Raw genomic sequence first — 26,439 nt, forward strand, 5'->3', positions numbered from 1 at the left:
GGCTCAGGCTCCGGCCAGCACACGATTGAGCGGCGGGCGGACGAAGGCACCGGTGCCCGGCTCGGCCAGCACCTTGCTGCCGTCGAAAGCGAGCTTGCCGCGCAGATAGGTTCCTGAAACGCGGTAGGGCAGGCGGATGCCGTTATAGGGGCTCCAGCCGACGATGTTGTGACCGCTGGCGGCGGCGTCATAGACCGTTTCTTCCGGGGTCAATACGACGATGTCGGCGTCTTTTCCGGGGGTAAGCGCACCCTTCACATGGTCGAGGCGAAAATGCTTAGCCGGATTCTCCGCCATCAGGCGTGCGGCCCAGAACAGCGGAATGCCGCGCTCCAGCGCACCCTTGACGAACAGCGGTACCATGACCTCAAGGCCCGGCACGCCGGAGGAATTGGCCAGCATGTCGGGGTTGGTCTTGCGTTCCTCGGACCAGCTGACATGATCGGTCGAAACCAGCCAGACCTTGCCTTCGCTGACCTTGCGCCACAACGTTTCGACCTCGGCGCGCGGTCGGATCGGCGGGTTGATCTTGGCTTTGCCGCCCAGGCGCCTGACGTCGTTTTCTTCGTCCAGCGTCAGGTAATGGATGCAGCATTCGACCGTCGCTTCGAAACCGTCGCGGCGATAGGCATGGGCGATGTCATAGCCGCGGCCGAGCGAGCAATGCACCACATGCGAGGGGCAGCCGGTCGAAGCACCGGTCTCGAAGATGGTGTGCATGGCCAGAAGTTCGGTGATCGGCGGCCGCGACAGGCCGTGGGCGCGCCAGTCGGTGATGCCCGATGCCTTCACCTTGGCCATGTAGGCATGCACCGCCTCGTCGTCCTCGTTATGCACGCCGGCGGTCAGGCCGGTCGGGGCTATTGCCGCAAAACAGGCGTCGAGCAGTGCCGGAGGGATACGGGGAAACCTTTTCGGGTCGGTGCCGAAGGTGGAAAACTTGAAGGCGGAAACACCGGCCGCCACCATTTCGGCGATGCGCGCCGGACCTTCCTCCGGATCGATCGTGCCATAGAGCGCAAAATCGACGCGGGCCTGCGGGCCGGCATGATCGACTTTTGTCTTCACCGCCTCTGCAGAGCAGACCAGGTTGCCCTCGTCATACGGCATGTCGACGATGGTCGTCACGCCGCCGGCTGCCGCCGAGCGCGTCGACCAGATGAAATCCTCCTGGTTCTTCTGCGACAGCGAATGCACCTGGGCGTCGATGGCACCCGGCAGGATCAAGGCGGCGCCGAGGTCGTGCCGTTCCTTCGCCGATGGCGCGATACCCTGGCCGACCTCGGCAATCTTGCCGTCGCGCACAGCGACGTAACCGGCATCCACCACCCGGTCGGACAGCACCACCGTCCCCTTCAGAACCAGATCGAAATCAGCCATGTCTTTCCTCTTTTCGGGTTCGAAGGTTTAGGCAGAGAGCGCATCCAGCCGCCGCGGGCTGGCATCGCGCGGATGCGGGCAAAGCGCGAAAAAATCATCGATCGAGGCGATCGGCACCTGGGCGGCGAGATCTCCGACAACCCGTTCCGACGACAGTTCTTCCTCGATGGCTTCCACCTCGGAAGAGAGCGGCCGGTCGACGACGTAGAAATCGGCATGTTTGCGCACGATGTCGTAGAGCATCTTCGGCACGCCGCCGGGCTTGTCGCCGAGAATGTCCATTGCCTGGGCCGAGAGCAGGGCCTCCAGGGCGGAGAGGCGCTTGACTGCCTCCACCTGCCGGCCGAAGCGTTCGATCACCAGCGGCAGGAAGGCGGCCTCGTCCTCCATGCCGGAAGCGACCACCAGCGATTGCGCCGACACCGGGTTGGACATCGACAGTACCCGCGAAAAAATCTCGCCGGCAAGCTTGATCACCGGGCCGAAACCGGTGGCGATGCGCCCTTCCGGCACCAGGTTGACCGGCAGGTTGCGCCGCTGGCCGTTGCCGAGCAGGACGCAGCGGTTGAAAGAGTTACGCGCCGCATGTGCCATGCAGATGGCGGCGGCTTCGAGCAGGATGGTCACGTCGAGCGGCAGGGAGCCGCCTGACGTCAGCACCTTGCCCTCAACGACGACGGGGTTGTCGTCGGAGCGGCCGGTGGCGGCGAGGATCTTGTGGCCGGCCGTCAGCAGGCTTTCGAACACGGCACCGAAGACCTGGGCGATCATGCGCAGGCTGAGCGGGTCCTGGATATGGGTGGCAACCGGCCAGTCCCAGTCTTCCGAGGCGCGGCAAAGCCAGGAGCCGATCAGGGCCTCCCGGGCCGTGCCGACATGCACGACCGCCTGCCACGGATGGCGCGAGGCACCGAGCGCACCGGCCGACATCAGCGCCGTCGCCAGCATCATACGGATGGCGGTGGCCGCGTCGCGGGTCGCTTCCGCGGCAGCGGCAAAACTGACGGCATTGACACTGAGCGAGGCGAGGCTGTCACGCGGGGCCATGCGCAGCGGCGCGAGGCCGGCGGCCCTGAACGCAGCTTCGGCCGACATCCGCTCCCCGCGGAAGCGTGCTTCGCCGACACCGGTCAACACCGCGCCGATCTGACCCATCAGGCCGATATCGGCGCAACCGATCGAGCCGGTGCGACGTACCACCGGGATGACATCGGCGGCGAGCAGGCTGAGATAGGCCTCCACCAGATCCGTCGAGCAACCGACATAACCGGTGAGCGCCGTGTTGACACGGATCGCCATGGCATTGCGCACCACCGAACAGGGAAAAGGTGCGCCGGTGCCGAAATGATGGGCTCGCACCAGGCCGAGATTGAAGGTGTCGAGTTCGTCGGGCGACCATTCGACGTCCTTCATCGCTCCGACGCCGGTCGTGGCGCCGTAAACCGGGACGCCATTGGCAATGGCGGCTTCCAGAACGCCTCTCGCCATCTCGACGCGGGCCATGCCGGCGGGCGAAGCGACGGGCAAGACGCGTCCGGCACCGATCTCCATAAGCTCTGCAAAGCCCAGCGGCTGGCCGGTGAGTTCGATGATGGAATGGGGGCCTGTCATGCGTCGGTCGTCTCCTGCTTCGCAAACACTATTCAAACATCCCCGACTGTGGGATATCCCAAATCATGAACGGACGATGTGGCAACAAAACCAAGGCGAAAGCTTGATCATGGACACGGCGACGCTGCTTGCAACAACGATCGTACTGGAGCTGAAGAGCGTGCGTGCCGCGGCACGCGCCCTGTCGCGTCCGCCGGCTTCGGTGGCGGCGGCCATCCGGCGGGCGGAGGCCGAGCTGGCCATGCCATTGGTGCAGAAAACCGGTTCGTCGCTGATGCTGACGCTGGAGGGCGGCCGCCTGCTGCCGCGGCTGCAGGAGCTGAGCAGCCTGGCGGGAGATCTGTTTCTCGCCGATGGTCGCCCGGTGCCCGGCATCGCAGCCCTTGCCGGCAAGATGCTGAGTTTCGACGCGCTGATCCGCCTGCTGCATGTGGCACGCATCGGCAGCATTCGCGCCGCGGCGCGCGAACTCGGGCTTGGCCAACCACAGCTGACGCGGCAGATCGCCCATGTCGAGGCGGTGCTGGGGTATGCGGTGCTGGAGCGCGGCCGTAGCGGGGCGGTGCCGACCAAGGCGGGCGAGCGTGCCGTCGAACTCATCCGGCGCATTGAACGGCTCTGGCACGACCTGACCAATGCGGCAGACGAACGCTTCCGGCGCACCGAGACGGTGGTGCGCATCGGCTCGGTCATCCCGCTCGGGCCGGACAGCCAGATTGCCGATTTCCTCGCCGATCTTGCCGCCGGCTGGCGCCGCGCCCACCCGCGCCAGCCGGTGTTCATTTCTTCGATGATCGCCGAGGAACTGCTGAACAGCCTGCGGCGCGGCCTGTTCGACATCGTCCTGCTTGATGTCGAAACCCTGCCGGACGATCTCGATGGCCGCCTGCTCTCAGCCTCGCCGCTGGCGCTCGTCGGCAGGGCAGAGGAGATGGACGGCGTCCGGCTCGATGATCCGGTGTCGCTGACGTCCTTGTTGTTTCGCCACCCCGTGGCGATCCCCAGCCTGCGCAGCGGGCTCAGGCAGAAGATCGATCCGGTGCTGGAGGAACTTCTCGGTCGCGGCAGCGGCCGCCGGCTGGAAATCGTCGAGGTCGACTCCATCCCGGTGATCCTGAAACTCGTCGGCCGGCACGGCTTCCTGTCCATCCTGCCGAGCGTTTCCCTGGCGGCGATGAGCGGAGAACTCAAGCAGGTCAGCCTGCATCCTTCCCACAGCCTGCCGCTGTGGATCGCCTGGCCGAAGGTTCGCACAGGGCAGGGCCTTCAGCGGCAGGTGATGGAACTCCTGTCCCTCATCCGGGCCTGAGCGCCAAGGGCCGGGCAGACGGGATCAGGCGATCGGGCCGAGATAATCCATCTTGCCGACGGGCAGGCCGCGGGCGCGCAAAATACCGTGGGCTGTGGTGATGTGGAAATAAAAATTCGGGAAAACGAATTTCGTCAGATAGTCCTTGCCGGACATCACCTTGGTCGCGGATCGGCCGAGCGGCACGGTGATCTCGCGGCTGTCGCTGCCATCCAGGCTCTCCGGCGTCACGGTGGCGAAGTAGGCCTGCGCCTTGGCCAGCCGCGCTCGAAGTTCGGCAATAGTGGTTTCGTTGTCCTCGAAGCGCGGCGCTTCCTGGCCGGAGAGGCGGCCGATGGCGTTCTTGGACGTATCGGTGACACGCTGGATCTGCGAGGTAAAGGGGTTCATGTCCGGCGCCAGCCGCGCACTCAACAATTCGTTGGCGTCCACGCCGTTTTCCTCAGCGTAGGCTTCGATCTTGTCGAGATAGTGCGAGAGAACGTCGAGGCCGCGCTGGAACAGCGGCACGGTGAGATCGTAGACGGAAATGGACATGAGGCTTCCTTTTGGGCCGCTGTTGACGTGCCGGTGGCCAAGCCTGCTGCCTGGTGACCGACGGCGTGCATATAGGAAGCGCCGCACCGTTCCGCGATGGCCAGCACGTCGTAATCCGTCATCCCAGGGGGATTTTCTTTGGTGGGGGTCACCCGATGGGGAGCAGGGTGATCGGAGATGGCATGAGAGGGTGCCGCTTGCCCCTTCTCCCCCGCGGGGAGAAGGTCGCGGCAGCGGGATGAGGGGGCGCCACGAGGGAAAGTCCTGCTGTGTTTCCCCCCTCATCCGACCCTTCGGGCCACCTTCTCTCCGCTGGGGAGAAGGGGAAGAGGAGATGTCGCCGGGGCCTTACGTCACCTGCCAGGCGACGTAGAGCAAGGTGAGCGCGATCAGCCACAGCGCCACGCGCCCGGAGCGGCCATGCCGGGCTTCCGACTTGCCGATGGCCTCGGCCGTCGCCGGGTCGAAGCGCAGGCCATTTTCGCTCATCGCGGTGATCTCGCGCGAAAATTTCTCGGTCTTGGCGACGATTTCGGGGGCTGCTTCCGCCAGCTTGAGCGCCGCCTTCAACCCGTCGCGCATGTCGGTCAGAACGCGCTGGGGGCCGAGATTGGTGCGGATCCAGTCGCCGACGACGGGTTCCGACGCCTTCCACATGTTGAAGCGCGGATTGAGGATGCGCGCGACACCTTCGACCACCACCATGGTCTTCTGCAGCATCACCAGTTCCGGCCGCGTCTCCATGTCGAAGAGTTCGGTGACTTCGAAGAGCAGGGTGAGCAGCTTGCCCATGGAGATAGTTTCCGCCGGCTGGCCGTGGATCGGCTCACCGATGGCGCGGATCGCCTGGGCAAAGCTCGCGACGTCGTGATGCCCCGGTACATAGCCGGCTTCGAAATGCACTTCGGCAACCCGCAGGTAATCGCGGGTGATGAAGCCGTAGAGGATTTCGGCCAGGAAACGGCGCTCCTTCTTGCCGAGCCGCCCGACGATGCCCATGTCGACGGCGACGATATCACCGGCCGCATCGACGAACAGATTGCCGGGATGCATGTCGGCATGGAAAAAACCGTCGCGCAGCGTATGGCGCAGGAAGGACTGGATCAGCCGGTCGGCGATGAGGTTCAGATCGTGTCCGGCGGCCTTCAGCGCCTCGACATTCGACATCTTGATGCCGTCGATCCACTCCATGGTAACGACATCGCGGCCGGTGCGCTCCCAATCGACTTTTGGCACACGGAAGCCGGGGTCTTTGGCGGTGTTTTCCGCGATTTCGGAAAGGGCGGCCGCCTCCAGCCGCAGGTCCATCTCCACCTTGGTGGTCTGCTCCAGCGTGCGGGTAACCTCCAGCGGCCGCAGACGTCGGGACGATGGAATGAACGTCTCCTGCACCCGCGCCACCAGATACATGACCTCGATATCGTGGCCGAAACGCTGGCGCACGCCGGGGCGGATCACCTTGATCGCCACCTTGCGTCTGCCGTCCGGCGTCTCCACTTCGCCCGGATGCACCTGGGCGATGGAGGCTGCGGCGATCGGATCGCCGAAATGGCTGTAAAGCTCCTCGACCGGCCGGCCGAGCGAGCCTTCGACGGATGCTTTTGCAGCTGCGACCGGGAAGAAGGCCATGCGGTCCTGCAGGCCGGCCAGATCGTCGGCGAAGTCGGCGCCGACGACATCGGGCCGCGTCGCGAGGAACTGCCCCATCTTGACGTAGGATGGCCCGAGCCGCTCGACGGCACGCGCCAGCCGGTCGCTGCGCTCCTCGGAGGGGCGCTTGCGGGCGAGCAGCCCGGCGACCGATTTGACCAGCACGGCCATCGGCGGCATGCCTTCGGAGGGTAAGGCCGAAACCACGCCCTCGCGCACCAGAACCCAGCCGACGCGGGCGAGGCGGAAATAGGCTCCGAACGTGCTCATCGCGCCGGACCGCCCGTTATCGGCATCAAACGTGTTCTGGCCATGCCGTCAGAGCTTCCAGCCGGAGTGCAGCGCGGCAATGCCGCCGGTATAATTGGTGAAGGAAACGCGCGAAAAACCGGCCTCTCGGATCATCGCGGCAAAATCCTGCTGGTTCGGGAATTTGCGGATCGATTCCACCAGATATTGATAGGGTTCGGCCTCGCCGGTGATCATCTTGCCGAATTGCGGGATCGCCTTGAACGACCATTGGTCATAGACCTTGTCGAGCAGCGGCATGTCGACTTCCGAAAACTCCAGCACCAGCAGTCGTCCGCCGCGCTTCAGCACGCGGTAGGCTTCCTTCAGCGCCACGTCGATATGCGGCACGTTGCGGATACCGAAGGCGATCGTATAGGCGTCGAAGGTGTTGGCTTCGAACGGCAGGTCCTCGGCATTAGCCTCGACGAAGGTCAGGTTGTTGGAAAGCTTCTTCTTGGCGGCGCGTTCGGCGCCGACACCGAGCATGGAACCGTTGATGTCGAGCACGGTGGCCTGCGCCAGCCGGTTGGAGGCTTCGACGATGCGGAAGGCGATATCGCCGGTGCCGCCGGCAACGTCGAGCACCTTGTAGGAAGCATCCTTGCGCGGGTTGAGTGCCGCGACCATGCCGTCCTTCCAGACCCGGTGCAGGCCGGCCGACATGACGTCGTTCATGATGTCGTAGCGTTTGGCAACCTTGTGGAAGACCTCGTTGACCAGACCCTGCTTCTCGCCTTCGGAAACATCGCGAAAACCGTAGGAGGTGGACATGCCGCCGTCGGCAGAGGTGCGGCTTTCAGTCATCGGGTCACTCCATCTTGCAGGGCCATCGTCGAAAAACGATAGCAAAAACGCCGCCGCCGCACTATCTCTGCGCTCGAAAGAGCCTGCGGCAGATCGCGCAGGTCTATAGACCACATTGCCACGGGTTGGAACAGGAAGTTGGGAACGCTATGCCGGAATTGCCAGAGGTAGAGACAGTCCGCCGCGGCCTGGCGCCGGTCATGGAGGGGGCACGCATCATCCGGCTGGAACTCCGGCGCGGTGACCTGCGGTTTCCCTTTCCGGTGGATTTTTCTGCCAAGGTGTACGGCCAGACGATCGTCTCGCTCGGCCGGAGGGCAAAATACCTGCTGATCGATCTCGCCAACGGCCTGACGATCATTGCCCATCTCGGCATGTCCGGCTCCTTCCGCATCGAGGAGGGGGCTGCCGCCGATATACCCGGCGATTTCCATCATCCGCGCTCGAAAGACGAAAAACACGATCACGTCATCTTCCATCTGGAGACGGAGGGGCGCGCCTCGCGCGTCATCTATAACGACCCGCGCCGTTTCGGCTTCATGGAGCTGATGGCGCGGACGGATCTCGACACCTATGCCGCCTTCCGCGATCTCGGGCCGGAACCGACGGGCAACAGTCTCGATGCCGACTATCTCTCCCGCCGTTTCGAGGGCAAGACCCAGCCGCTGAAGGGCGCGCTGCTCGACCAGAAGAACATCGCCGGCCTCGGCAACATCTATGTCTGCGAGGCGCTCTGGCGCTCGCACCTGAAACCGCAGCGCGCCGCCGGCACGCTGGTGGCGGCAGATGGCGGACCGAAACCCGAGCTTCTGGCTTTGACGACCGCCATCCGCGATGTCATCGCCGATGCGATCGCCGCCGGCGGATCGTCGTTGCGCGACCATATCCAGACGGATGGATCGCTCGGATATTTCCAGCATTCCTTCTCCGTCTACGATCGCGCGGGCACCGCCTGCAGCACGCCCGGTTGCGCCGGCACGGTGGAGCGCATCGTCCAGGCGGGCCGGTCTTCCTTCTATTGCGACCGGTGCCAGCACTAGGCCGGCTGCAAGAATGCGCCGTTCCCGGGGCTTTCTTGAAAATTGCGCGTTGACGTCGCCCGGCTTTCGAGCTATATGCCCGCCCACAGTTCGGAAAGCCTTGGACGGCCTTCCACAAATGCTCCCCGCATGGCTGATACGAAAGGTCGCAACGACCGGCGCGGCGATGGCGGAGTTTGGTTTGAATTCGAAGAGAGGCATCCATGGCCAATACTACTTCGGCGAAGAAGGCGACCCGCAAGATCGCTCGCCGCACTGCAATCAACAAGAACCGCCGCTCGCGCGTCCGCAGCTTCGTCCGCAAGGTTGAGGAAGCCATCGCTTCCGGCGATCTGGCCCTGGCCCAGGAAGCCCTCAAGGCCGCCCAGCCGGAACTGGCCCGCGCTGCCACCAAGGGTGTGCTGCATCGGAACACTGCTTCCCGCAAGGTGTCCCGTCTGGCGAGCCGCGTTAAGGCTCTGTCGGTCTAATTTTCGTCAAATATGACGTGAAATGATAAGCCCGGTCTCGCGACCGGGCTTTTCGGATTCTGGCCTCTCGCCACGGCGTGGTTAATTTTCCAAGACAGCCGCATGTCACTGGCGTGACATAAAAAGTCTTTTATTTTCAACGGCTTGCTGGAGGTTGTGCTGTGGTTATACAACTCCCCTTGCGGCAGTTGGGCCCGGCTTTGAGTCAAGCGATTTTTTATTTTTTTTGTTTTTCCCGCAGCTTTAAATGGGCCTTTTTTGAATCTCCTTGATTCAAAAGCGATTCTTGATGAAGGCCTTTGTGACACCCAAATCGCGGCTCGCGAGTCAATGGCCGCCCATTAATTTTGCGTAAAATTCATCATTGATCTCGGCATATGATCCTGCCTAAATGCCTCTCAACAGGGGGCGCGGACACCACCTTCACAATGTTGGCTCGTTAGACGCTGAACAGGCGGAAGGATGGTTTTGTCTCCTGGGAAGCGGTGTGTTCTACGCCGTCTCTTCAAATAGTTGACAGGAATTTAACGGTATCGGTGACGATACCGAGCGGGTCGTTTTGCGGCTTTGCGTCCTCTGACGTTTTGAGTGATTAGGGAGGGCATGAAAGACATTCGAGCCTCAACGACGAGGGCGAGGATCGAATGGAAGCGGGCGAACTCGCAGGAGGAACGGCAAGGCCGGTTCCTTAGGTCGGTGTTGCCGGATTGGCCCGGTGACCCAACTTAACGTGATATGACCGGCGCGGGCCAGCGGGGCGCGGACCGGGGAAAAGAATAAGGCTCGGGCGAGCGGGACAGTTTCGCCCGACAACGAGAATTTGGAAGGCGGCGACAATGCAAGTGAATATGATGACGACCGGTGTCCTTGGAGACGGGGACAAGGCACCGAAGCCGTTCGATACGGTATGCTCCGAGGTGGCGGAGGATAAAACCGGTATGACCTATAACGCACTGTTCGATCGATTCAGTGCCCGATTGAAGGCTCAGGTCGGTCAGGACGTCTATGCAAGCTGGTTTGCGCGGCTCAAGCTGCATTCCGTTTCCAAGAGTGTCGTGCGGCTGACGGTGCCGACGACGTTCCTCAAATCCTGGATCAACAACCGCTACATCGATCTCATCACCGGCATCTTCCAGGCGGAAGACCCGGAAATCCTCAAGGTGGAAATCCTGGTGCGCACGGCGACCCGTAGCGTCCGTCCCGCCGCAGAGGAAAGCCAGTCCGTCGCCGAGCCGGTGCAGGCGCAGCCGCGCCGCAGCGTGCCGCAGAGCATCGGCCAGGTTGCCGCCAGCGCTGGCGCCGTGCCGCAGCGCCCGGCATCGGCCCCGAGCCCGCTGTTCGGCTCGCCGCTCGACTCCCGCTACACCTTCGAGTCCTTCGTGGAAGGCTCCTCGAACCGTGTGGCGCTCGCCGCCGCCAAGACCATCGCCGAAGCCGGTGCAGGCGCGGTGCGCTTCAATCCGCTGTTCATTCATTCGACGGTCGGCCTCGGCAAGACACATCTGCTGCAGGCTATCGCCAATGCCGCGGTCAACAGCCCCCGGCTGCCGCGTGTCGTCTATCTGACGGCGGAATATTTCATGTGGCGCTTCGCCACCGCCATCCGCGACAATGACGCGCTGACGCTGAAGGACTCGTTGCGCAACATCGATCTCCTGATCATCGACGACATGCAGTTCCTGCAGGGCAAGATGATCCAGCACGAGTTCTGCCATCTGCTCAACATGCTGCTCGACAGCGCCAAGCAGGTCGTCGTGGCCGCTGACCGTGCGCCCTGGGAGCTGGAATCGCTCGATCCGCGCGTCCGTTCGCGCCTGCAGGGCGGCGTGGCGATCGAACTCGACGTTCCCGATTATGACATGCGGCTGGAAATGCTGACGCAGCGCCTGCAGTCCGCCCGCAAGGACGATCCGTCGATCGACATTCCCGGCGACATCATTTCGCACGTCGCTCGCAACATCACTGCCAGCGGCCGCGAACTGGAAGGCGCCTTCAACCAGCTGATCTTCCGCCGCTCCTTCGAACCCAACCTGTCGATCGACCGGGTCGACGAACTGCTCGCCCATCTCGTCGGCTCCGAGCCGAAGCGGGTGCGCATCGAGGATATCCAGCGCATCGTGGCCCGACACTACAATGTTTCGCGCCAGGAACTGGTCTCGAACCGCCGGACGCGCGTGATCGTCAAGCCGCGCCAGATCGCCATGTATCTGTCGAAGACGCTGACGCCGCGGTCCTTCCCGGAAATAGGTCGCCGTTTTGGCGGTCGCGATCACACCACCGTGCTGCACGCGGTGCGCAAGATCGAGGAACTGATCTCCGGCGATACCAAGCTGAGCCATGAGATCGAGCTGCTGAAGCGGCTGATCAACGAGTAAAACTCTTGCCGGACAGCGACGGTTCGACCGCGGCTGTCCGGCAATTTTTTGCCTTTTTGATGATTTTTCCCTCGGTCTGCCGCAACGGGATTTGTGGTGGCTGCAGATTTTTGCCTTTTCCCGAAGCGCGCAAACGTTCCATCTCTTTGTTTCCAAACAATTCCGCACGCAAAAACCGCTACGCGCTTTTGCTGGTATCGCCCCAGAAGACGACCTGTCAGGATTTGCGGGCGCAGGCGATGATTTCGGCGCTGTCGGGCGTCCATTGACCCCCAAGCCAGTTGCCATAGAGTTCAATGCCGGTAAAACCCGCTTCCGACAGGACCGCTTCGATTTCCGATGCAGCGGGAAAGCGCAGGCGGCTTCGGCTGCTCTTGAGCGCACCGGTGTCGAGAAAACGGTGCTCGCTGACAAACGAAACCCATTCGCCTTCCACGGCCGTGACTGCGTGGTAAACCTCCACGATACCAAATCCGTCGACATGGACCCGTCTGGCCGAAAGCTGCGGCGTCCATGTTTCCCAGGCGCGGTGCAGCGGGTTGCGGCTGTCGAAAACGAGGCGGCCTCCGTCTCGCAGGTGCCGGAAAACGCCTTCCAGGACGGCGCGCGCCTCGTCAGCGGAAAAGACCTGGAACACATGGCCCGTCATGATGGCGAGATCGAAGCGGTCCGCCAGGTCGAGCGTGCGTGCATCCGCCTGTACCCAGCCGACCTGCCTGCCGACGTCGTTCTGCCGGGCTATGGCGAGCATGGCGGCAGCCGGCTCGACACCGGTCACCGAATATCCGTGTCGGGCAAGATGAAGGGCTGTCAGGCCTGTTCCGCAGCCGACATCGAGGATGTGGTCGCCGGATCTGGCGCAGCGGAGATAGAAGTCGGTGTCTTCGCCTGCAGGGTTCAGGGTGTCGTAGAGCGCCGTCAACGCCGGATCGGTGTAGATGGTTTCCATGAGAACGCCCCTTCGCCTTCAGATCATTTTCGCTTTCTTTGAAGCGCGAAAATATTCCAAGCTTTTGTTTTTACAAAATTTCGAACGCAAAATTGCGGCGCGCTTTTGCTGGAACTGCTCTAGGAAGCCGTGCCCGCTGCTTCCGCCAGCAGCCAGCGCTGGAAGGCGGCAACGGCAGGCCGTTCGAGCGCTGTTGGCGGATAGACGAGATGATAGGCAAGGCGGCTGGCCAGGCCGAGGGGGAAAGGGGCGGCAAGCTGCCCTTCCGCCAGTTCCCTTTCGATGAAGGAACGGCGGACCAGCGCAAAACCCAGGCCGGCCTTGGCGGCATCCACGGCCCCGTTGCCATCGCCGAATATCGGCCCATGCGCCGCCAGCACCGGTTCGACACCCGCCGCTTCGAGCCAGAGTTCCCAGTCGCGGCGATAGACGTCGTGGATCAGCGTCGCGCCGGCCAATCCTTCCGCCGACGGTGAAGGGCCAAGTCGGGCGACCACGGCCGGTGTCGCCACGGGGATCATGTCGTCATCGATCAGGCGCTGGCTGACGAGGCCTTCATAAGCACCGAGGCCATGGCGGACAGCGATGTCGATGCCGTCGCGGGCAAAATCCATGATCCGGTAGGAGGGGCTGATCCTGACGTCAATCCCCGGATGTTGCGCCTCGAAGCGGCCGATACGGGGCACCAGCCATTGCATCGCGAAGCTGGCGGTGCAGGTCACCGTCAACACCGAACCACGGGCGCGCGCCCGCACCGCAGCCGTCGCTTCCCGCACCAGCCGGAAGGCGGTGCGCAGTGTGGCGAAATAGTCGGCACCCTCCACCGTCAGCGACAGGCTGCGCGGCCGGCGGGTGAACAGCTGGATATCGAGCGTGGTCTCCAGCTCACGTACCTGCAAGCTGACGGCGCCCGGTGTGACGCGCAGCTCTTCGGCGGCCAGCGTCATGCTCAGATGCCGCGCCGTGGCCTCGAAGGCGCGGAGCGACGACAGGGAGGGGAGAAGATCACTCATGATTTAGAAAATCTCGATCATAGGGCGAGAATATCTCCTTTGTCAGGCGATAGGAATGGCGAGATAATGCATAAAAATCGGCATTTTGCAAAGCCGTATCGCCAATAGAATTTTCGAGAAAATCTAAATCGAAAGAGAGATCGTCATGTCGCAGCAAAAACCCATGGGAACGGTCGAGTGGCTGATGCTCGTCGGGCTTTCCATCCTTTGGGGAGGCTCGTTCCTGTTCAACGGCATCCTGGTCAAGGCGTTACCGCCCTTCACGATCGTCACGGCCCGCGTGGCGCTTGCGGCCCTGGCACTGCATCTGATCCTGCGCATGAGCGGTCAGAGCATGCCGCGCGACGGCAAGTCCTGGGCTGCCTTCTTCGGCATGGGGCTGCTCAACAACATCATCCCCTTCCTGCTGATTGTCTGGGGGCAGACCCATATCGCCAGCGGCCTCGCCTCCATCCTCAATGCGACGACGCCACTGTTTGCCGTTATCGTCGCACATCTCCTGACCGACGACGAAAAGATGACCGCCGGCCGGCTCGTGGGGGTGGTGACGGGGTTTGCCGGCGTGGCGTTGATGATTGGGCCTGCCGTGCTTGGAAGCCTCGGCGACAACACGCTCGCCCAGCTTGCGGTTCTCGGCGGCGCGCTTTCTTATTCCGTTGCCGGCATTTTTGGCCGGCGGTTCAAGCGCATGGGTATGGCGCCGATGCTGCCGGCGGCCGGACAGGTCACAGCCTCGGCAATCATGCTGTTGCCGGTGACGCTGATTGTCGATCAGCCCTGGACGCTTGCCGCACCCGGCACGGAGACGCTGGCGGCGCTGCTCGGCCTTGCCCTCCTGTCGACCGCCATCGCCTATGTGCTGTTCTTCCGGATCCTGGCGACGGCCGGCGCCACGAACCTGATGCTGGTGACTTTTCTCATCCCCGTGAGCGCTATCCTGCTCGGTGCTCTGGTTCTCGGCGAGCAGCTGCAGGCAAAACATTTTGCCGGCATGGCGATGATTGCCGTCGGTCTTGCCGCCATCGACGGGCGTATCGCCCAGCTCTGGAAGCGCCGTCCGGCATCGTCTTGAGACGGGTGTCGTGCCTCAGCAGGCGAGATCGGCGACGACGGAATCGAGGATCAGCATGCCGGATGGGGTGCAGCGCAGCCGCGAATTCCCCAGTCGCTCGATAAAACCGTGATCGAGAAGTGCCTGTTCGCGGTTCGGATCGGGATCGCGGCCCGACAGCTGCTGCCAGCGGGCGAGATCGACGCCTTCCTTCAGACGCAGGCCCATGAGCAGCAGCTCATCGGCCTGTTCTTCATATCCGAGCAGCTCTTCGTCGACCATGCCGTGGCCATTTTTCTCAACCTGTTCCACCCAGGTCTCTGGCCGGCGCTCGGTGGCGGTTGCCAGCTTGTCCCGGCCGCGCGTCAGGCGGCCATGGGCGCCGGGGCCGATGCCGGCATAATCGCCGTAACGCCAGTAGGTCAGGTTGTGGCGGCTTTCGGCGCCGGGGCGGGCATGGTTGGACACCTCGTAGGCCGGCAGGCCTTCGCGAGCGGTAATCTCCTGGGTCGCCTCGTAGAGCAGCGCCGACTGGTCGCCGTCAGGCACGATGAATTTCCCGGCCTTGTGCAACCCGAAGAAGGGTGTGCCTTCCTCGATCGTCAGCTGGTAGAGCGACAGGTGATCGACGGCATAAGAGATCGCCTGCCGCAGCTCCGCCTCCCATGCCTCCACCGTCTGGTGCGGCCGGGCATAGATCAGGTCGAAGGACATGCGCGGAAAGATGTCGCGGGCCAGCCCGATCGCCTTCAGCGCGTCCTCGACATTGTGCAACCGGCCCAGGAATTTCAGGTCGGCATCGTTGAGCGCCTGCACGCCAAGCGACACGCGGTTGACACCGGCGGCACGGTAACCACGGAAGCGGGTCGCCTCGACGCTGGAGGGATTGGCCTCCATGGTGATCTCGATGCCGTCCGGCACGTGCCAGTGGCGGGCGATGCCGTCGAGGATGGCCTCCACCGTCTCCGGCGCCATCAGCGACGGCGTGCCGCCGCCGAGGAAGATGCTGGTCACCGTCTTCGGGCCGCTGAGCTTGCGCATCCACTCCATCTCACGCAGGAAGGCGGCGGCAAAACGCGGCTGGTCCACCGGCTGGTGGCGCACATGGCTGTTGAAATCGCAGTAGGGACATTTGGCCGCACAGAAGGGCCAATGCACGTAGACCCCGAAACCGGGCTCGCCGGTATCGGGCAACAGGTCTCCATAACCGAAGGAAGGATGATCAGGCTTCAAGGCAGGTCTCGACAAACATTTTGAAAGCGCGGGCGCGGTGCGACAGTGCTTGCGGATCGCCGGCCTTCCAGCCGTGCTTCTCTTCGGCGCTCATTTCCCCGAAGGTCGTGTCATAACCGACCGGCTGGAACACCGGATCGTAACCGAACCCCTGCGTGCCGCGCGGTGGCCAGACGACATGGCCTTCCACGTCGCCGCGGAACAGCTCGATATGGCCATCCGGCCAGGCGAGGCAGAGCACGCTGACGAAGCGGGCGGTGCGGGTTTCGAAATGGGTGGCGCCGGCCTTCTGCAGCGCCTTCTCCACCTTCTCCATCGCCATGGCGAAGTCGCGGCTGCCATCCTCGCGCTCGGCCCAGTTGGCCGTATAGACCCCCGGTGCGCCGCCGAGTGCATCGATGACGATGCCGGAATCGTCCGAGAGGGCCGGAAGGCCGGAGGCCTTGGCGGAGGCAAGCGCCTTGATGGCGGCATTTTCCTCGAACGTCGTGCCGGTCTCGTCAGGCTCTTCGAACTTCAACTCTGCCGCCGACTTGGCGGAAAAACCGAAGGGGCCGATGAGGTCGGCGATCTCGCGGATCTTGCCGGCATTGTGGCTGGCGACGACGATGGTCTTGGTGTCGAGCTTGCGCATGGTCTTTCCTATTCGATTCCCCAGATACGGGCCTCGGCGCATTCCAGGCTGTTGCCGGCCGGGTCGCGGAAATAGATGGAACGGCCGCCATTCGGCCAGGTGAAATCCGCTTCGATGGCGATGCCGGCGGTTTCAAGCGCCACTATCGTTGCCGAAAAATTCTCCTTGGCCAACCGGAAACAGGCGTGGCCCGCGCCGCTCGTGCCGTGCGGCGGCACCGGCAAGGCGGCGCCGTCTTCCGGCGGCTTTACCGTTTCCAGCGGGTTGAAGATCAACAACACGCCGGGGCCGCAACGATAAAACACATGCCGGTTGCCGACGCGGGCAATTTTTTCAAGGCCGAGAATGCCGCCGTAAAACCGTTCCGCCGCGTCCAGATCCGCCGCGTAAAGCGCGGTCTCAAGCATGGCTTCGATCAACGGCTGGCTCATGGCGCTTCGCCTGTGCGTTCCTTATGCTACCGCTTGCTTCTGCAGCGTCACCAGTTCGGCGATGCCGTTGCGGGCAAGCTGCATCAGCGTCGAAAATTCCTGTTCGGTAAACGGCTTGCCTTCTGCCGTGCCCTGGATCTCGACGATGCCGCCGGCCCCGGTCATGACGAAGTTGGCATCGGTCTCGGCGGCCGAGTCCTCCAGGTAGTCGAGGTCGATGACCGGCTGGTTGGCGAAGATACCGCAGGAAATGGCGGCGACGTGATCCTTGAGGACACGCTCGACCTTGACCATGTTGCGGCCTTCCATCCATTTCAGGCAGTCGTGAAGGGCAATCCATGCGCCGGTGATCGAGGCGGTGCGGGTGCCGCCGTCGGCCTGGATGACGTCGCAATCGATGGTGATCTGCCGTTCGCCGAGCGCTTCGAGATCGACGATGGCGCGCAGCGAGCGGCCGATCAGCCGCTGGATTTCCTGCGTGCGGCCACCCTGCTTGCCGGTGGCGGCTTCGCGCTTCATGCGTTCGCCGGTGGCGCGCGGCAGCATACCGTATTCGGCCGTCACCCAGCCCTTGCCGCTGTTGCGCAGCCACGGCGGCGTCTTGTCCTCAAGGCTTGCGGTGCAGAGCACATGAGTGTCGCCGAACTTGACGAGACAGGATCCCTCCGCATGTTTGGAAAAACCGCGCTCGAAGGAAACCTTGCGCATCTGGTCCGTTTTTCTGCCTGAAGGCCGCATGTGAAACTCCTGCTGTTGTGAGACGCCTTCTACGGCTGGCCGGCGCTTTTTGCAAAGGAAAAGGCACCGCCGCAGAAGGGAATCCGCCTTCGGAGGTCCGTCGAGATAACGGTATCGCCCTTGCAATCGGCACGACGTGCATGCCAGCGTCAGTGTGTTTGCACATACTGTCGGGAGGAACGATGAGCGAAACACATGAGGGCGGTTGCCTGTGCGGCCATATCCGTTTTTCCGCAAAAGGCCAGCCGGGCAATCCACACAGCTGCTCCTGCGACTTTTGTCAGCGCCATTCCGGCGGATTGACGCTGTATTGGGTGGAGTTTCCGAGTGAAGCCGTCGACTGGGTGGGTGAGGGCGGGGCGCCCAGCGTCTATCGGTCTTCGGATTATTCCAGCCGCTCCTTTTGCCCGCGCTGCGGCAGTACCCTCGGCGCCATCGATGATGCACCGGTCGTGGCCCTTGTGCTCGGCAGTTTCGACAACAAGGAGGCGGAGAGCCTGAAGCCGCTGTCGCATTCGTTCGAACCGCCTGAAACCGCCTGGTGGAAAGCCGGGACTCATATCTGAGGCCGATGCGGCATCCTTCACATTTCCCTTTGTGATCGGCGTCGGCATGACTATATTCCCTACAGGATCAACGATACGGTTTTTTCGGGAAATATGGGTTTAGGGCAGACGCCGGACAGGGATGTGAGCGCAGCGCTGGACGATCGCTCAAGGGAAATCTTCCGGCGGATCGTCGAGGAGTATCTCGAAAACGGCGAACCGCTGGGCTCGCGCAGCCTTTCCCGCCTGCTGCCGATGTCGCTCTCGCCGGCTTCCGTGCGCAATGTCATGGGCGATCTCGAAGAGCTCGGCCTGATCTATTCCCCCCATATCAGCGCCGGCCGGCTTCCCACCCAGATGGGCCTGCGTTTCTTCGTCGATGCCTTCATGCAGGTCAGCGCGCTCTCGCAGGAAGACCGCGCCAGCATGGACCGGCAGATGGGACCAGTGCAGCGCGGTCAGACCGTGGAAGGCCTGATGAACGAGGCAAGCCGCATGCTGTCCGGCATGTCCCGCGGCGCCGGCCTGGTGGTCACCGCCAAGTCGGATCAGGTGCTCAAGCACGTCGAGTTCATCCGGCTGGAGCCGACCAAGGCGCTGGCGGTGCTGGTCGGCGACCATGACCAGGTGGAAAACCGCATCATCGAGCTGCCGGCCGGCGTCACCTCGTCGCAACTCACCGAAGCCGCCAATTTCCTCAATGCCCACATGACCGGCCAGACGCTGCCGGATCTGCGCAAGCAATTGCAGGTCCTGAAGAACGAAGTGCGGCAGGAGCTGGACAGCCTGTCCCAGGACCTGGTCGAGCGTGGCCTGGCGGTGTGGTCGGGCGGCCAGGACGACGACAAGCCGACGCGGCTGATCGTCCGCGGCCGCGCCAATCTGCTCGAAGGCGTGGCCGGTGCCGAAGACATCGACCGGCTGCGCATGCTGTTCGACGACCTGGAGAAGAAGGACAGCCTGATCGAGATCCTCAATCTCGCCGAAAGCGGTCCGGGCGTGCGCATCTTCATCGGTTCGGAAAACAAGCTCTTCTCGCTCTCCGGCTCGTCGCTGATCGTCGCGCCCTATCGGGACGGCGAGGACCGCATCGTCGGTGCCGTCGGCGTCATCGGCCCGACGCGGCTCAACTATTCGCGCATTGTTCCAATGGTCGATTACACCGCCCAGATTGTCGGGCGCATGGCGCGGACGTTGCTGTAGCGGCGACGGACGGGCGCAGTCGCGGTCGAAACTTCGGGTAAACCCTTGATTTTTTCCCGCCAAACCTCGATATCGGGCTCAAATCCCAAAACAGTGACTGGAGATACGTCATGACCGACGAGACCCCTACGAACGGCCCGGACGCCGCTGTGAACCACAACGAGGCCGATCCCGCCGAAACTGCGGCTGCAGACGGCACCTTCGATCCGACCGAGGCGCTGAAGGCTGAAAATGCCGACCTGCGCGACAAATTCCTCCGCCTCGCCGCCGAGATGGACAACCTTCGCCGGCGCACCGAACGCGACGTGAAGGATGCCAAGGCCTATGCCGTCACCGCTTTTGCGCGCGACATGCTCGGCGTTTCGGACAATCTGCGCCGCGCCCTCGATGCCATCCCCGCCGACCAGCGGGCGGCAGCCGAAAGCGGCCTCAATGCCCTGATCGAAGGCGTCGACATGACCGAACGGTCGATGCTCACGGCCCTTGAGCGCCATGGCGTGCGCAAGCTGGAGCCGGAAGGCCAGAAGTTCGATCCGAACTTCCATCAGGCGATGTTCGAAATCCCCAATCCCGATGTGCCGAACAACACCGTCGTGCAGGTGGTGCAGGCCGGCTACACGATCGGCGACCGCGTTCTGCGCCCGGCCATGGTCGGCGTTGCCAAGGGCGGCGCCAAGGCGGAAGCCCAGCCGTCGGAGCCGGGCACGGCCAGCATCAACGAAGGCGACGCCTGAGGTTGAAACGGCGGAGAGCCATCGGCTCTCCTGCCGCCGGGTAACCCGGCGATCACATGTCGCGTTTCTTATGCGAGTGAATGGCGGACCGGTTTACAGGCGATGAGGATGGCTCCGGCTTCCGCTGGCCGGAGCGTGCGCCTCAGGCGGCGTTGGACGTCTCTTCCTGGTTGAGGAAAGCATAGATCGCCGAGGCGGAATCCGTGGCGCGCAGCTTGGCGACGAGATCCTGATCGCGCAGCACGCGGGCGATCCGCGACAGGGCCTTGAGATGGTCCGCACCCGCCCCTTCCGGCGCCAGCAGCAGGAAGACGAGATCGACGGGCTGGTCGTCCAGCGCCTCGAAATCGACAGGCTGGTCCAGCCGGGCGAAAATGCCGGTGATCGAATGGATGGCGTTCAGCTTGCCGTGCGGGATGGCGATGCCGTTACCGACGCCGGTGGAGCCAAGACGCTCACGCTGCAAAATTACGTCGAAGATTTCCCGTTCCGGCAGTCCGGTGAGCTTTGCGGCCCTAGCCGCCAGCTCCTGAAGCAGCTGCTTTTTGGAATTCACCTTCAGGGCAGGAATAATCGCATCTTGTCGCAGGAGGTCTGCCAACGCCATTCTCTTTGTCCTTCATGTGCCGAGAAAGAGGGGGCGGGATGCCCGGCCGGTTCGACCGGGCATCCCCCTTATTTCAATCTCAGCTCTTTACACTGGCGGCATCGATCCAGCCGATATTCCCGTCTCGACGACGGTAAACGATGTTCAGTTCTTCCTTGCCGGTGCTTCGGAACATGAAGACCGGTTCATCCGTCATATCGAGCGCCATGACGGCGCTTGCGACCGACATCGTCTTCAGCGACTTGCTGCTTTCGGCGACGATCGTCGGTGCATAATCCTCCGAAATTTCCTCCTGCTCGTCAGGGATCGCATCCATGACGGTATATGCAACTTCTATGCCACTGCCGTTGGTTCCGGCATGATGATGGTCTTTCAGCTTTCGCTTGTAGCGCCGCAGACGCTTCTCGATGCGCTGCGCTGCTCCGTCAAACGCTGCTTGCGGATCGTTCGCTTCACCCGTGGCATGCAGGTTGACCCCGCTGTCCAGGTGGATCTTACAATCCGCTGCAAAACGCGAACCGGACTTTTCAACTGTAACCTGACTTGAATACCCCCCGTCGAAGTATTTGGTTACGGCGTCGCCGATGTGGTCCTCGATCCGCGAACGGAACGTTTCACCAATCTCCATATGTTTCCCGGATACACGCACACTCATGGAATTTTCCTTCTTGTCGTGATTTGCGAGTACCAGTTTACGCCAACGGCTTCGCTCATCCAAGCGTTTCACGCGGCGAACATTGTTTTGCGCCGCTAAACTTAACCGTGAAGTGGGGAAATGATCGGGAGCTAGGTTTTCCTGTTCCAATTGCGGCGCGCTTCTAGCGCCCGGTGCCTTGGGAGTCAAGGGTCGTTAAATGTTTTTTAAGGTATCGGGGAGGTTGTCTCAGTAGGCGGAGACCTTCGAAAGGGCGCGCTTTTCCCGCCGGCGCTGCACGGAGGAGGGAATGTTCATGGCCTCTCGATACTTGGCCACCGTCCGCCGCGCCAGGTCGATGCCGGCCTGCTTGAGCAGGTCGACGATGTCGTCGTCGGACAACACGGCCTCCGGCGTTTCCTGGTTGATCAGGGCGCGGATGCGGTGGCGCACGGCCTCGGCCGAATGGGTATCGCCGCCCTCGGCCGAACCGATCGACACGGTGAAGAAATATTTGAGCTCGAACAGGCCGCGCGGCGTCAGCATGTATTTGTTCGAGGTGACACGGCTGACGGTGGATTCGTGCATCTTGATCGCCTCGGCCACCGTCTTGAGGTTGAGCGGGCGAAGCTGGTCGACGCCGTGGACCAGGAAGGCGTCCTGCTGGCGGACGATCTCGGTCGCCACCTTCATGATGGTTTTTGCCCGCTGGTCGAGGCTGCGGGTCAGCCAGTTGGCGGTCTGCAGGCATTCGGACATGAAGGCATGGTCTTCGCCCGGCCGATGCTTGTGTTTGGCGACCTCGGCATAATAGGACTGGTTGACGAGCACACGCGGCAAGGTATCCGGATTGAGTTCCACCAGCCAGCTGCCGTTTGCCGCTGCCCGCACGACCACGTCGGGCACGATCGCTTCCGAAACCGAGGTTTCGAAGCTGCTGCCCGGCTTGGGGTTGAGCTTGCGGATCTCGGTCAACATGTCGAGCAGGTCTTCTTCATCGACGCCGCAGATGCGCTTCAGCGACAGGAAATCGCGCCGGGCCAGAAGCTCGAGATTGTCGACCAGCGCCGCCATTGCCGGGTCGAGCCGGTCGCGCTGCCGCAGCTGGATGGCCAGGCATTCGCTAAGCGAGCGGGCAAAGACGCCCGGAGGGTCGAGGGTCTGCAACGCCTCCAGCACCGTCTCTACGTCGCCGACACTGCGGCCAAGCCGCAAGGCGACCTCCCGCAGGTCCGCCTGCAGGTAACCGGCTTCGTCGAGCTGGTCGATCAGGATTTGGGCGGTCAGCTGGTCGGCAGCCGTGGTCAGGGTGAAGGGAATCTGCTGGTTGAGATGATCCCGCAGCGTCGTCTGGCCGGCAACAAAATCGTCGAGGTCGGCGCTTTCGCCGCCTTCGCTGCCGGGCATCGACTTCCACTGGCTCATCAGTTCAGGGGCATCGGGGCGGGGCGCCACGCCCTCGTCGGAAAAACCGCTGTCGAAATTGGTGTCGAGCTGGCTGCTCAGCCGATCGGCCGTGCCGGTGTGTTCGCTTTCATACCAGTCGGAGGCCAGATCGCTGCCGCGCGGTTCCGCCGGTTCGCTACCAGCGGGCTCGTCGGCGCCGGAAAAAGGACCGTCATCGTCCCGCGTGCCGCCGAATTCACCATCCGATGGCGCAAAATCGAGCAGTGGATTCTTTTCAACTTCCTGGGCGATGAACTGGTTGAGTTCGAAATGCGTCATCTGAAGCAGCTGGATCGACTGCATCAGTTGCGGGGTCATCACCAGCGACTGGCTCTGGCGCAGGAAGAGACTGGCGGACAATGCCATGACGGACGCGAAACTCCCCTTCAGCTCGGTCGGAATTTCGCTTTCTCAGGACAAAATCCAGGCGAAATTGCAACTGGCCCAAAAATTGCTTTTTTATTTGGTTTGGTCAAGCAGGGAGTGGGGCGCCCGTCGAATTTCTGTCACACAAGGACAGTGCTAGAGGCTGAACTTGTCGCCGAGATAGAGGCGGCGGACTTCCGGGTTATTGACGATGTCATTGGCTCGGCCATGCGTCAACACTTCGCCGGCATGGATGATGTAGGCACGGTCGATCAGGCCCAGCGTCTCGCGGACATTGTGGTCGGTGATCAGCACGCCGATGCCGCGGGCCGTCAGGTGCCGGACGAGATTCTGGATGTCGGACACCGAAATCGGATCGACGCCGGCAAAGGGTTCGTCGAGCAGCATGAAGGTCGGATCGGTCGCCAGCGCGCGGGCGATTTCGAGACGCCGGCGTTCACCGCCCGACAGCGCCACCGCCATCGATTTCCGTAGCTTCTGGATGTGAAATTCCTCAAGCAGCGAGTCGAGTTTCTGCTCACGGCGCTTCTTGTTGGAATCGTGCACCTCCAGAACGGCGCGGATGTTTTCCTCCACCGTCAGCCCGCGGAAGATCGAGGCTTCCTGCGGCAGGTAGCCGACGCCGAGACGGGCGCGGCGATACATCGGCATCGACGTCACGTCGTTGCCGTTGATCTCGATCGAGCCTTCGTCGACCGGCACCAGGCCGGTGATCATGTAGAAACAGGTGGTCTTGCCGGCACCGTTCGGCCCCAGCAGGCCGACGGCCTCGCCACGGCGCACCACCAGCGAGGCGCCGTTGACGACACGCCGCGTATTGTAGGTCTTCGTCAGGCCGCGGGCGATCAGCGTGCCTTCGTAGCGCGCCTTGTCGGTCGGCGCTGCCGCATCGGCCGCTGCCGCTGGCGATCCGGACTTGCCGAACAATTTTGAAAGGGGAGAAATGGTCACGACCTGCCGGTTTACTGTTTCTTCTGCCGCGACTTCGGGTCGAGCTGGATGTTGACGCGGCCGCCGCAGCTGTCGAGCGTCGCCCGGCCGGTTTCCATGAGCACCGTCAGCTTACAGCCGGTGAAGACATTGGCGCCTTCGGACAGGACCACGCGCTTACCTTCGAGCACGAAGGTCTGGCTCGCCATGTCGAAGACGCCGGAATCGGCAGTCGCCTGCTGGGTGCCGGAACTCAGGAAAACCTTGTCCTTCACGTTGATCTTGTCGATATCGGCATTGCCCGAGGCAACCGACGTGTCGTCGCCGCCGTTCTTGCGGTAATAGACGGTCATCGTGCCGGCCTGCAGGGTCATTTCGCCCTGAACCACCTTCACGTTGCCGGTGAACAGCGCCAGGTTCTCCTGCTCCTTGATTTCAAGCTTGTCGCTTTCGATCTGGATCGGCTTGTCGTTGGAAAGCTTCAGGTTGTTCATCGAACCCGTGGTCTGCTGCGCAAGCGCATCGAAAGCAGGGGCGACCGACAGAGCCGCAAAAAGGGCCGCCGCAGTATAACGGGTAAATATGCAATATGCTGTCATGGACGCAGCTCTCAATTGCCTTGGTTGCGAATGGTGGACGGGTCGACATTCACCCGAACGTTGCCTTCAAAGGTGATAACGCGCCCCTTATCCGACATATCCAGTCGCTGCGCAAGAATCGAAGCCTGCTTGTAGTGAATGGAAACAGGGTCGTCGCTGCTCATCTTGCCGGCCTTGATATCCAGGTGGGCGGATTCGAACTTGGCTTCCAGGCCGGTGTTGAGCGTGATGGTAAAGGGTTTCGTCATTTCGAGCCGGTCCTGGTCGCGGTCGTAGACCCCTTCGGCAGCGGCAACGCGGGCAATGATCTTGTCGTTCACCGGCACGGCGGCCTTGATCGTCTCGAGCGTGATCATCGCCGGGTTGCGAATATCCTGCAACGCCCGGAGTGCCGCCATCGAATAACTGATGCCGTCGCCATTGCGGCCGGAAATGGCCGGTTTCTCCATGACGACCTTGCCGTTTTCGATCTTGGCCGATTCGATCGTGATGTTATCAGGCAGATAGGCGCGGATAAGCGAAACGCCGATGAAGACGAAAGAAATGACGACGGCGGCGATCGGCAGCAGGATTTTCAGGCGGCGAACGCGGGCGGAATGCTGCAGCGCCAAAGCATAGGCGTCGCGAACCGGTCGCGAGCCGGCATCGGCAAGTCCCGAATTGTTCAGCGTATTCAGCATTATCTCGTTCTCGTTCCAATTCCGCGGGCGCTTGCGCCGCTACGTATGCGCGCTGCGACCGCTTGCCAATATGGAGATTTTTTTGCAACAAACAATAAAAGGTGAAAAAATCCGTGAGCGTGCCGTTGATCGGCGGGGCCCCCGGACTATGAATGACAGCACCTGATTTTCGCAAAGGATGGACGTTATGGATCAATCGGCGATAGCGGACCGGCGCCGGCTGCGCCGCAAGCTCGGCTTCTGGCGCATTGCCGCGGCGGTTCTCGTCATCGGCCTCGGCATCGTCGCTTTCCGGCTGGCCGGCGGCGACATGGCGGCAAGCAGCGGTTCGCCGCATATCGCCCGCATCGAGATTTCCGGCCTGATCCAGGATGACGAAGAGCTTCTGGAGCGGCTGAAGAAGATCGGCGACAGCGATCGCGTCAAGGCGCTGGTCGTTTCCATCTCTTCGCCGGGCGGCACGACCTATGGCGGCGAGCGTGTCTTCAAGGCGATCCGCGCCGTGGCCGAGAAGAAGCCGGTCGTTTCCGACGTGCGGACCCTGGCAGCCTCCGCCGGCTACATGATCGCCACCGCCGGCGATACCATCATTGCCGGCGAGACCTCGATCACCGGTTCCATCGGCGTCATCTTCCAGTATCCGCAGACCAAGCAGCTGCTGGACAAGATCGGCGTGTCGCTGGAGGAGATCAAGTCGGCGCCGCTCAAGGCCGAGCCGTCGCCCTTCCACGATGCCAGCGAAGAAGCCAAGGCGATGATTCGCGCCATGGTGATGGACAGCTACGACTGGTTCGTCGATCTCGTCGCCGACCGCCGCAAGCTGCCGCGCGACGAGGTGCTGCGCCTGGCCGACGGCAGCATCTTCACCGGCCGCCAGGCCCTGAAGGCCAAGCTGATCGATACGCTCGGCGGCGAGGAGGCGATCCGCACCTATCTCACCGGTCGCGGCATTGACAAGGATCTCAAGATCGTCAAATGGGAGGCGCCCCGCACGGGCTCGGCCTTCGGTTTCGCCAGTGCGATTTCGACGGTGCTGAACCTGCTCGGCTACGGCGACAACACCCTCGGTTCGAGTGCAACGGACAAGTTGTTTCTTGACGGTCTTATTTCAGTTTGGCAGGTTGGGCGCCATTGAAAAAACTAATTATTTGAGGGGGC

27 protein-coding genes are annotated in these 26,439 nt (G+C 62.6%); 9 read left to right on the plus strand and 18 right to left on the minus strand.

The window, feature by feature from the left end; genetic code table 11:
- Window positions 1-3: 3 nt before the first annotated feature.
- Both ACSQ3I_RS01380 and ACSQ3I_RS01385 read right to left on the minus strand, forming a co-directional pair.
- Window positions 4-1,380 carry a dihydroorotase gene (locus ACSQ3I_RS01380; protein WP_435995554.1) on the minus strand — a complete coding sequence of 459 codons (1,377 nt, stop codon included), beginning with the start codon at window positions 1,378-1,380 and terminating at the stop codon, window positions 4-6.
- A 27-nt stretch (window positions 1,381-1,407) separates the two neighbouring features.
- Window positions 1,408-2,991, minus strand: a complete 1,584-nt coding sequence (locus tag ACSQ3I_RS01385) for an aromatic amino acid lyase (protein ID WP_435995555.1) — start codon at window positions 2,989-2,991, stop codon at window positions 1,408-1,410.
- Window positions 2,992-3,100: 109 nt separating this feature from the next.
- Here ACSQ3I_RS01385 and ACSQ3I_RS01390 point away from each other — a divergent pair, with 109 nt between their 5' ends.
- On the plus strand, window positions 3,101-4,300 hold the full coding sequence (locus ACSQ3I_RS01390; RefSeq protein ID WP_435996242.1) for a LysR family transcriptional regulator: 1,200 nt from the start codon (window positions 3,101-3,103) through the stop codon (window positions 4,298-4,300).
- A gap of 24 nt (window positions 4,301-4,324) precedes the next feature.
- Here ACSQ3I_RS01390 and ACSQ3I_RS01395 read toward each other — a convergent pair whose 3' ends face one another.
- From ACSQ3I_RS01395 to ubiE, 3 genes are all read right to left on the minus strand, one after another.
- Complete coding sequence (locus ACSQ3I_RS01395; protein ID WP_435995556.1) at window positions 4,325-4,837, minus strand: DUF1993 domain-containing protein; 513 nt, start codon at window positions 4,835-4,837, stop codon at window positions 4,325-4,327.
- Window positions 4,838-5,185: 348 nt separating this feature from the next.
- On the minus strand, window positions 5,186-6,757 hold the full coding sequence (gene ubiB, locus ACSQ3I_RS01400) for a 2-polyprenylphenol 6-hydroxylase (RefSeq protein ID WP_435995557.1): 1,572 nt from the start codon (window positions 6,755-6,757) through the stop codon (window positions 5,186-5,188).
- Between the two features lie 48 nt (window positions 6,758-6,805).
- Window positions 6,806-7,582 (minus strand): bifunctional demethylmenaquinone methyltransferase/2-methoxy-6-polyprenyl-1,4-benzoquinol methylase UbiE, encoded by a 777-nt coding sequence (gene ubiE, locus ACSQ3I_RS01405; RefSeq protein WP_435995558.1) that lies wholly within the window; start codon window positions 7,580-7,582, stop codon window positions 6,806-6,808.
- Between the two features lie 149 nt (window positions 7,583-7,731).
- On the opposite strand from ubiE, the gene mutM reads away from it, so the two are divergent.
- The 3 genes from mutM to dnaA all read left to right on the plus strand — a co-directional run bounded on the left by mutM (window position 7,732) and on the right by dnaA (window position 11,467).
- A complete protein-coding gene (gene mutM, locus ACSQ3I_RS01410) occupies window positions 7,732-8,622 on the plus strand; it encodes a bifunctional DNA-formamidopyrimidine glycosylase/DNA-(apurinic or apyrimidinic site) lyase (RefSeq protein ID WP_435995559.1) in 891 nt (296 codons plus the stop codon).
- 203 nt (window positions 8,623-8,825) lie between these two features.
- Window positions 8,826-9,092, plus strand: coding sequence for a 30S ribosomal protein S20 (rpsT, locus tag ACSQ3I_RS01415; protein ID WP_435995560.1), 267 nt, complete (start codon window positions 8,826-8,828; stop codon window positions 9,090-9,092).
- Between the two features lie 836 nt (window positions 9,093-9,928).
- Complete coding sequence (gene dnaA, locus ACSQ3I_RS01420; protein WP_435995561.1) at window positions 9,929-11,467, plus strand: chromosomal replication initiator protein DnaA; 1,539 nt, start codon at window positions 9,929-9,931, stop codon at window positions 11,465-11,467.
- Here dnaA and ACSQ3I_RS01425 read toward each other — a convergent pair.
- From ACSQ3I_RS01425 to gcvA, 3 genes are all read right to left on the minus strand, one after another.
- Window positions 11,457-11,609, minus strand: a complete 153-nt coding sequence (locus ACSQ3I_RS01425; RefSeq protein ID WP_435995562.1) for a hypothetical protein — start codon at window positions 11,607-11,609, stop codon at window positions 11,457-11,459. The genes dnaA and ACSQ3I_RS01425 overlap by 11 nt on opposite strands.
- 75 nt (window positions 11,610-11,684) lie before the next feature.
- Window positions 11,685-12,416, minus strand: a complete 732-nt coding sequence (locus tag ACSQ3I_RS01430; RefSeq protein ID WP_435995563.1) for a class I SAM-dependent methyltransferase — start codon at window positions 12,414-12,416, stop codon at window positions 11,685-11,687.
- A 119-nt stretch (window positions 12,417-12,535) separates the two neighbouring features.
- Window positions 12,536-13,429 carry a transcriptional regulator GcvA gene (gcvA, locus tag ACSQ3I_RS01435; protein ID WP_435995564.1) on the minus strand — a complete coding sequence of 298 codons (894 nt, stop codon included), beginning with the start codon at window positions 13,427-13,429 and terminating at the stop codon, window positions 12,536-12,538.
- A 145-nt stretch (window positions 13,430-13,574) separates the two neighbouring features.
- Here gcvA and ACSQ3I_RS01440 point away from each other — a divergent pair, with 145 nt between their 5' ends.
- Window positions 13,575-14,501 (plus strand): DMT family transporter, encoded by a 927-nt coding sequence (locus ACSQ3I_RS01440; RefSeq protein ID WP_435995565.1) that lies wholly within the window; start codon window positions 13,575-13,577, stop codon window positions 14,499-14,501.
- A gap of 15 nt (window positions 14,502-14,516) precedes the next feature.
- Here ACSQ3I_RS01440 and hemW read toward each other — a convergent pair whose 3' ends face one another.
- Genes hemW through rph form a run of 4 tightly spaced genes read right to left on the minus strand, consistent with a single transcriptional unit; the run spans window position 14,517 to window position 17,516 of the window.
- The gene (gene hemW, locus ACSQ3I_RS01445; protein WP_435995566.1) at window positions 14,517-15,713 is read right to left on the minus strand and encodes a radical SAM family heme chaperone HemW; all 1,197 of its coding nucleotides are present in this window, start codon (window positions 15,711-15,713) and stop codon (window positions 14,517-14,519) included.
- Window positions 15,703-16,347 (minus strand): RdgB/HAM1 family non-canonical purine NTP pyrophosphatase, encoded by a 645-nt coding sequence (rdgB, locus tag ACSQ3I_RS01450; RefSeq protein ID WP_435995567.1) that lies wholly within the window; start codon window positions 16,345-16,347, stop codon window positions 15,703-15,705. The genes hemW and rdgB overlap by 11 nt, the downstream gene beginning before the upstream one ends.
- 8 nt (window positions 16,348-16,355) lie before the next feature.
- On the minus strand, window positions 16,356-16,778 hold the full coding sequence (locus ACSQ3I_RS01455; protein WP_435995568.1) for a VOC family protein: 423 nt from the start codon (window positions 16,776-16,778) through the stop codon (window positions 16,356-16,358).
- A gap of 21 nt (window positions 16,779-16,799) precedes the next feature.
- Entirely contained in the window at window positions 16,800-17,516 is a 717-nt protein-coding gene (rph, locus tag ACSQ3I_RS01460) for a ribonuclease PH (protein ID WP_435995569.1), read from the minus strand.
- 182 nt (window positions 17,517-17,698) lie between these two features.
- Between rph and ACSQ3I_RS01465 the strand changes: the two genes are divergently transcribed.
- The 3 genes from ACSQ3I_RS01465 to grpE all read left to right on the plus strand — a co-directional run bounded on the left by ACSQ3I_RS01465 (window position 17,699) and on the right by grpE (window position 19,998).
- Window positions 17,699-18,082 (plus strand): GFA family protein, encoded by a 384-nt coding sequence (locus ACSQ3I_RS01465; RefSeq protein ID WP_435995570.1) that lies wholly within the window; start codon window positions 17,699-17,701, stop codon window positions 18,080-18,082.
- 93 nt (window positions 18,083-18,175) lie between these two features.
- Entirely contained in the window at window positions 18,176-19,264 is a 1,089-nt protein-coding gene (hrcA, locus tag ACSQ3I_RS01470; protein ID WP_435995571.1) for a heat-inducible transcriptional repressor HrcA, read from the plus strand.
- Window positions 19,265-19,374: 110 nt separating this feature from the next.
- Window positions 19,375-19,998, plus strand: a complete 624-nt coding sequence (gene grpE / locus ACSQ3I_RS01475) for a nucleotide exchange factor GrpE (protein WP_435995572.1) — start codon at window positions 19,375-19,377, stop codon at window positions 19,996-19,998.
- 142 nt (window positions 19,999-20,140) lie between these two features.
- On the opposite strand, the gene ptsN is transcribed toward grpE, so the two are convergent.
- The 6 genes from ptsN to lptC form a co-directional block, all read right to left on the minus strand.
- Window positions 20,141-20,605: a PTS IIA-like nitrogen regulatory protein PtsN gene (gene ptsN / locus ACSQ3I_RS01480; RefSeq protein WP_435995573.1), complete on the minus strand. Its 465-nt coding sequence runs from the start codon at window positions 20,603-20,605 to the stop codon at window positions 20,141-20,143.
- 79 nt (window positions 20,606-20,684) lie between these two features.
- Window positions 20,685-21,260, minus strand: coding sequence for a ribosome hibernation-promoting factor, HPF/YfiA family (hpf, locus tag ACSQ3I_RS01485; protein WP_435995574.1), 576 nt, complete (start codon window positions 21,258-21,260; stop codon window positions 20,685-20,687).
- Window positions 21,261-21,488: 228 nt separating this feature from the next.
- Window positions 21,489-23,051, minus strand: a complete 1,563-nt coding sequence (gene rpoN, locus ACSQ3I_RS01490) for an RNA polymerase factor sigma-54 (protein ID WP_435995575.1) — start codon at window positions 23,049-23,051, stop codon at window positions 21,489-21,491.
- A 156-nt stretch (window positions 23,052-23,207) separates the two neighbouring features.
- A complete protein-coding gene (gene lptB / locus ACSQ3I_RS01495; RefSeq protein ID WP_435996244.1) occupies window positions 23,208-24,017 on the minus strand; it encodes an LPS export ABC transporter ATP-binding protein in 810 nt (269 codons plus the stop codon).
- Between the two features lie 17 nt (window positions 24,018-24,034).
- Complete coding sequence (locus tag ACSQ3I_RS01500) at window positions 24,035-24,601, minus strand: LptA/OstA family protein (RefSeq protein WP_435995576.1); 567 nt, start codon at window positions 24,599-24,601, stop codon at window positions 24,035-24,037.
- Window positions 24,602-24,612: 11 nt separating this feature from the next.
- Complete coding sequence (gene lptC / locus ACSQ3I_RS01505; protein ID WP_435995577.1) at window positions 24,613-25,281, minus strand: LPS export ABC transporter periplasmic protein LptC; 669 nt, start codon at window positions 25,279-25,281, stop codon at window positions 24,613-24,615.
- Window positions 25,282-25,468: 187 nt separating this feature from the next.
- Here lptC and sppA point away from each other — a divergent pair, with 187 nt between their 5' ends.
- Window positions 25,469-26,416, plus strand: coding sequence for a signal peptide peptidase SppA (gene sppA, locus ACSQ3I_RS01510; protein WP_435995578.1), 948 nt, complete (start codon window positions 25,469-25,471; stop codon window positions 26,414-26,416).
- Window positions 26,417-26,439 lie beyond the last annotated feature (23 nt).

This window comes from Rhizobium sp. LjRoot30 (assembly GCF_964253915.1).
Taxonomy (GTDB): Bacteria; Pseudomonadota; Alphaproteobacteria; order Rhizobiales; family Rhizobiaceae; genus Metarhizobium.

Coding starts and splice junctions, on each gene's coding strand:
- ACSQ3I_RS01380 (WP_435995554.1), bottom strand. CDS start 1,380: ATGGCTGATTTCGATCTGGTTCTGAAGGGGACGGTGGTGCTGTCCGAC.
- ACSQ3I_RS01385 (WP_435995555.1), bottom strand. CDS start 2,991: ATGACAGGCCCCCATTCCATCATCGAACTCACCGGCCAGCCGCTGGGC.
- ACSQ3I_RS01390 (WP_435996242.1), top strand. CDS start 3,101: ATGGACACGGCGACGCTGCTTGCAACAACGATCGTACTGGAGCTGAAG.
- ACSQ3I_RS01395 (WP_435995556.1), bottom strand. CDS start 4,837: ATGTCCATTTCCGTCTACGATCTCACCGTGCCGCTGTTCCAGCGCGGC.
- ubiB (WP_435995557.1), bottom strand. CDS start 6,757: ATGAGCACGTTCGGAGCCTATTTCCGCCTCGCCCGCGTCGGCTGGGTT.
- ubiE (WP_435995558.1), bottom strand. CDS start 7,582: ATGACTGAAAGCCGCACCTCTGCCGACGGCGGCATGTCCACCTCCTAC.
- mutM (WP_435995559.1), top strand. CDS start 7,732: ATGCCGGAATTGCCAGAGGTAGAGACAGTCCGCCGCGGCCTGGCGCCG.
- rpsT (WP_435995560.1), top strand. CDS start 8,826: ATGGCCAATACTACTTCGGCGAAGAAGGCGACCCGCAAGATCGCTCGC.
- dnaA (WP_435995561.1), top strand. CDS start 9,929: ATGCAAGTGAATATGATGACGACCGGTGTCCTTGGAGACGGGGACAAG.
- ACSQ3I_RS01425 (WP_435995562.1), bottom strand. CDS start 11,609: ATGGAACGTTTGCGCGCTTCGGGAAAAGGCAAAAATCTGCAGCCACCA.
- ACSQ3I_RS01430 (WP_435995563.1), bottom strand. CDS start 12,416: ATGGAAACCATCTACACCGATCCGGCGTTGACGGCGCTCTACGACACC.
- gcvA (WP_435995564.1), bottom strand. CDS start 13,429: ATGAGTGATCTTCTCCCCTCCCTGTCGTCGCTCCGCGCCTTCGAGGCC.
- ACSQ3I_RS01440 (WP_435995565.1), top strand. CDS start 13,575: ATGTCGCAGCAAAAACCCATGGGAACGGTCGAGTGGCTGATGCTCGTC.
- rdgB (WP_435995567.1), bottom strand. CDS start 16,347: ATGCGCAAGCTCGACACCAAGACCATCGTCGTCGCCAGCCACAATGCC.
- ACSQ3I_RS01455 (WP_435995568.1), bottom strand. CDS start 16,778: ATGAGCCAGCCGTTGATCGAAGCCATGCTTGAGACCGCGCTTTACGCG.
- rph (WP_435995569.1), bottom strand. CDS start 17,516: ATGCGGCCTTCAGGCAGAAAAACGGACCAGATGCGCAAGGTTTCCTTC.
- ACSQ3I_RS01465 (WP_435995570.1), top strand. CDS start 17,699: ATGAGCGAAACACATGAGGGCGGTTGCCTGTGCGGCCATATCCGTTTT.
- hrcA (WP_435995571.1), top strand. CDS start 18,176: ATGGGTTTAGGGCAGACGCCGGACAGGGATGTGAGCGCAGCGCTGGAC.
- grpE (WP_435995572.1), top strand. CDS start 19,375: ATGACCGACGAGACCCCTACGAACGGCCCGGACGCCGCTGTGAACCAC.
- ptsN (WP_435995573.1), bottom strand. CDS start 20,605: ATGGCGTTGGCAGACCTCCTGCGACAAGATGCGATTATTCCTGCCCTG.
- hpf (WP_435995574.1), bottom strand. CDS start 21,260: ATGAGTGTGCGTGTATCCGGGAAACATATGGAGATTGGTGAAACGTTC.
- rpoN (WP_435995575.1), bottom strand. CDS start 23,051: ATGGCATTGTCCGCCAGTCTCTTCCTGCGCCAGAGCCAGTCGCTGGTG.
- ACSQ3I_RS01500 (WP_435995576.1), bottom strand. CDS start 24,601: ATGACAGCATATTGCATATTTACCCGTTATACTGCGGCGGCCCTTTTT.
- lptC (WP_435995577.1), bottom strand. CDS start 25,281: ATGCTGAATACGCTGAACAATTCGGGACTTGCCGATGCCGGCTCGCGA.
- sppA (WP_435995578.1), top strand. CDS start 25,469: ATGGATCAATCGGCGATAGCGGACCGGCGCCGGCTGCGCCGCAAGCTC.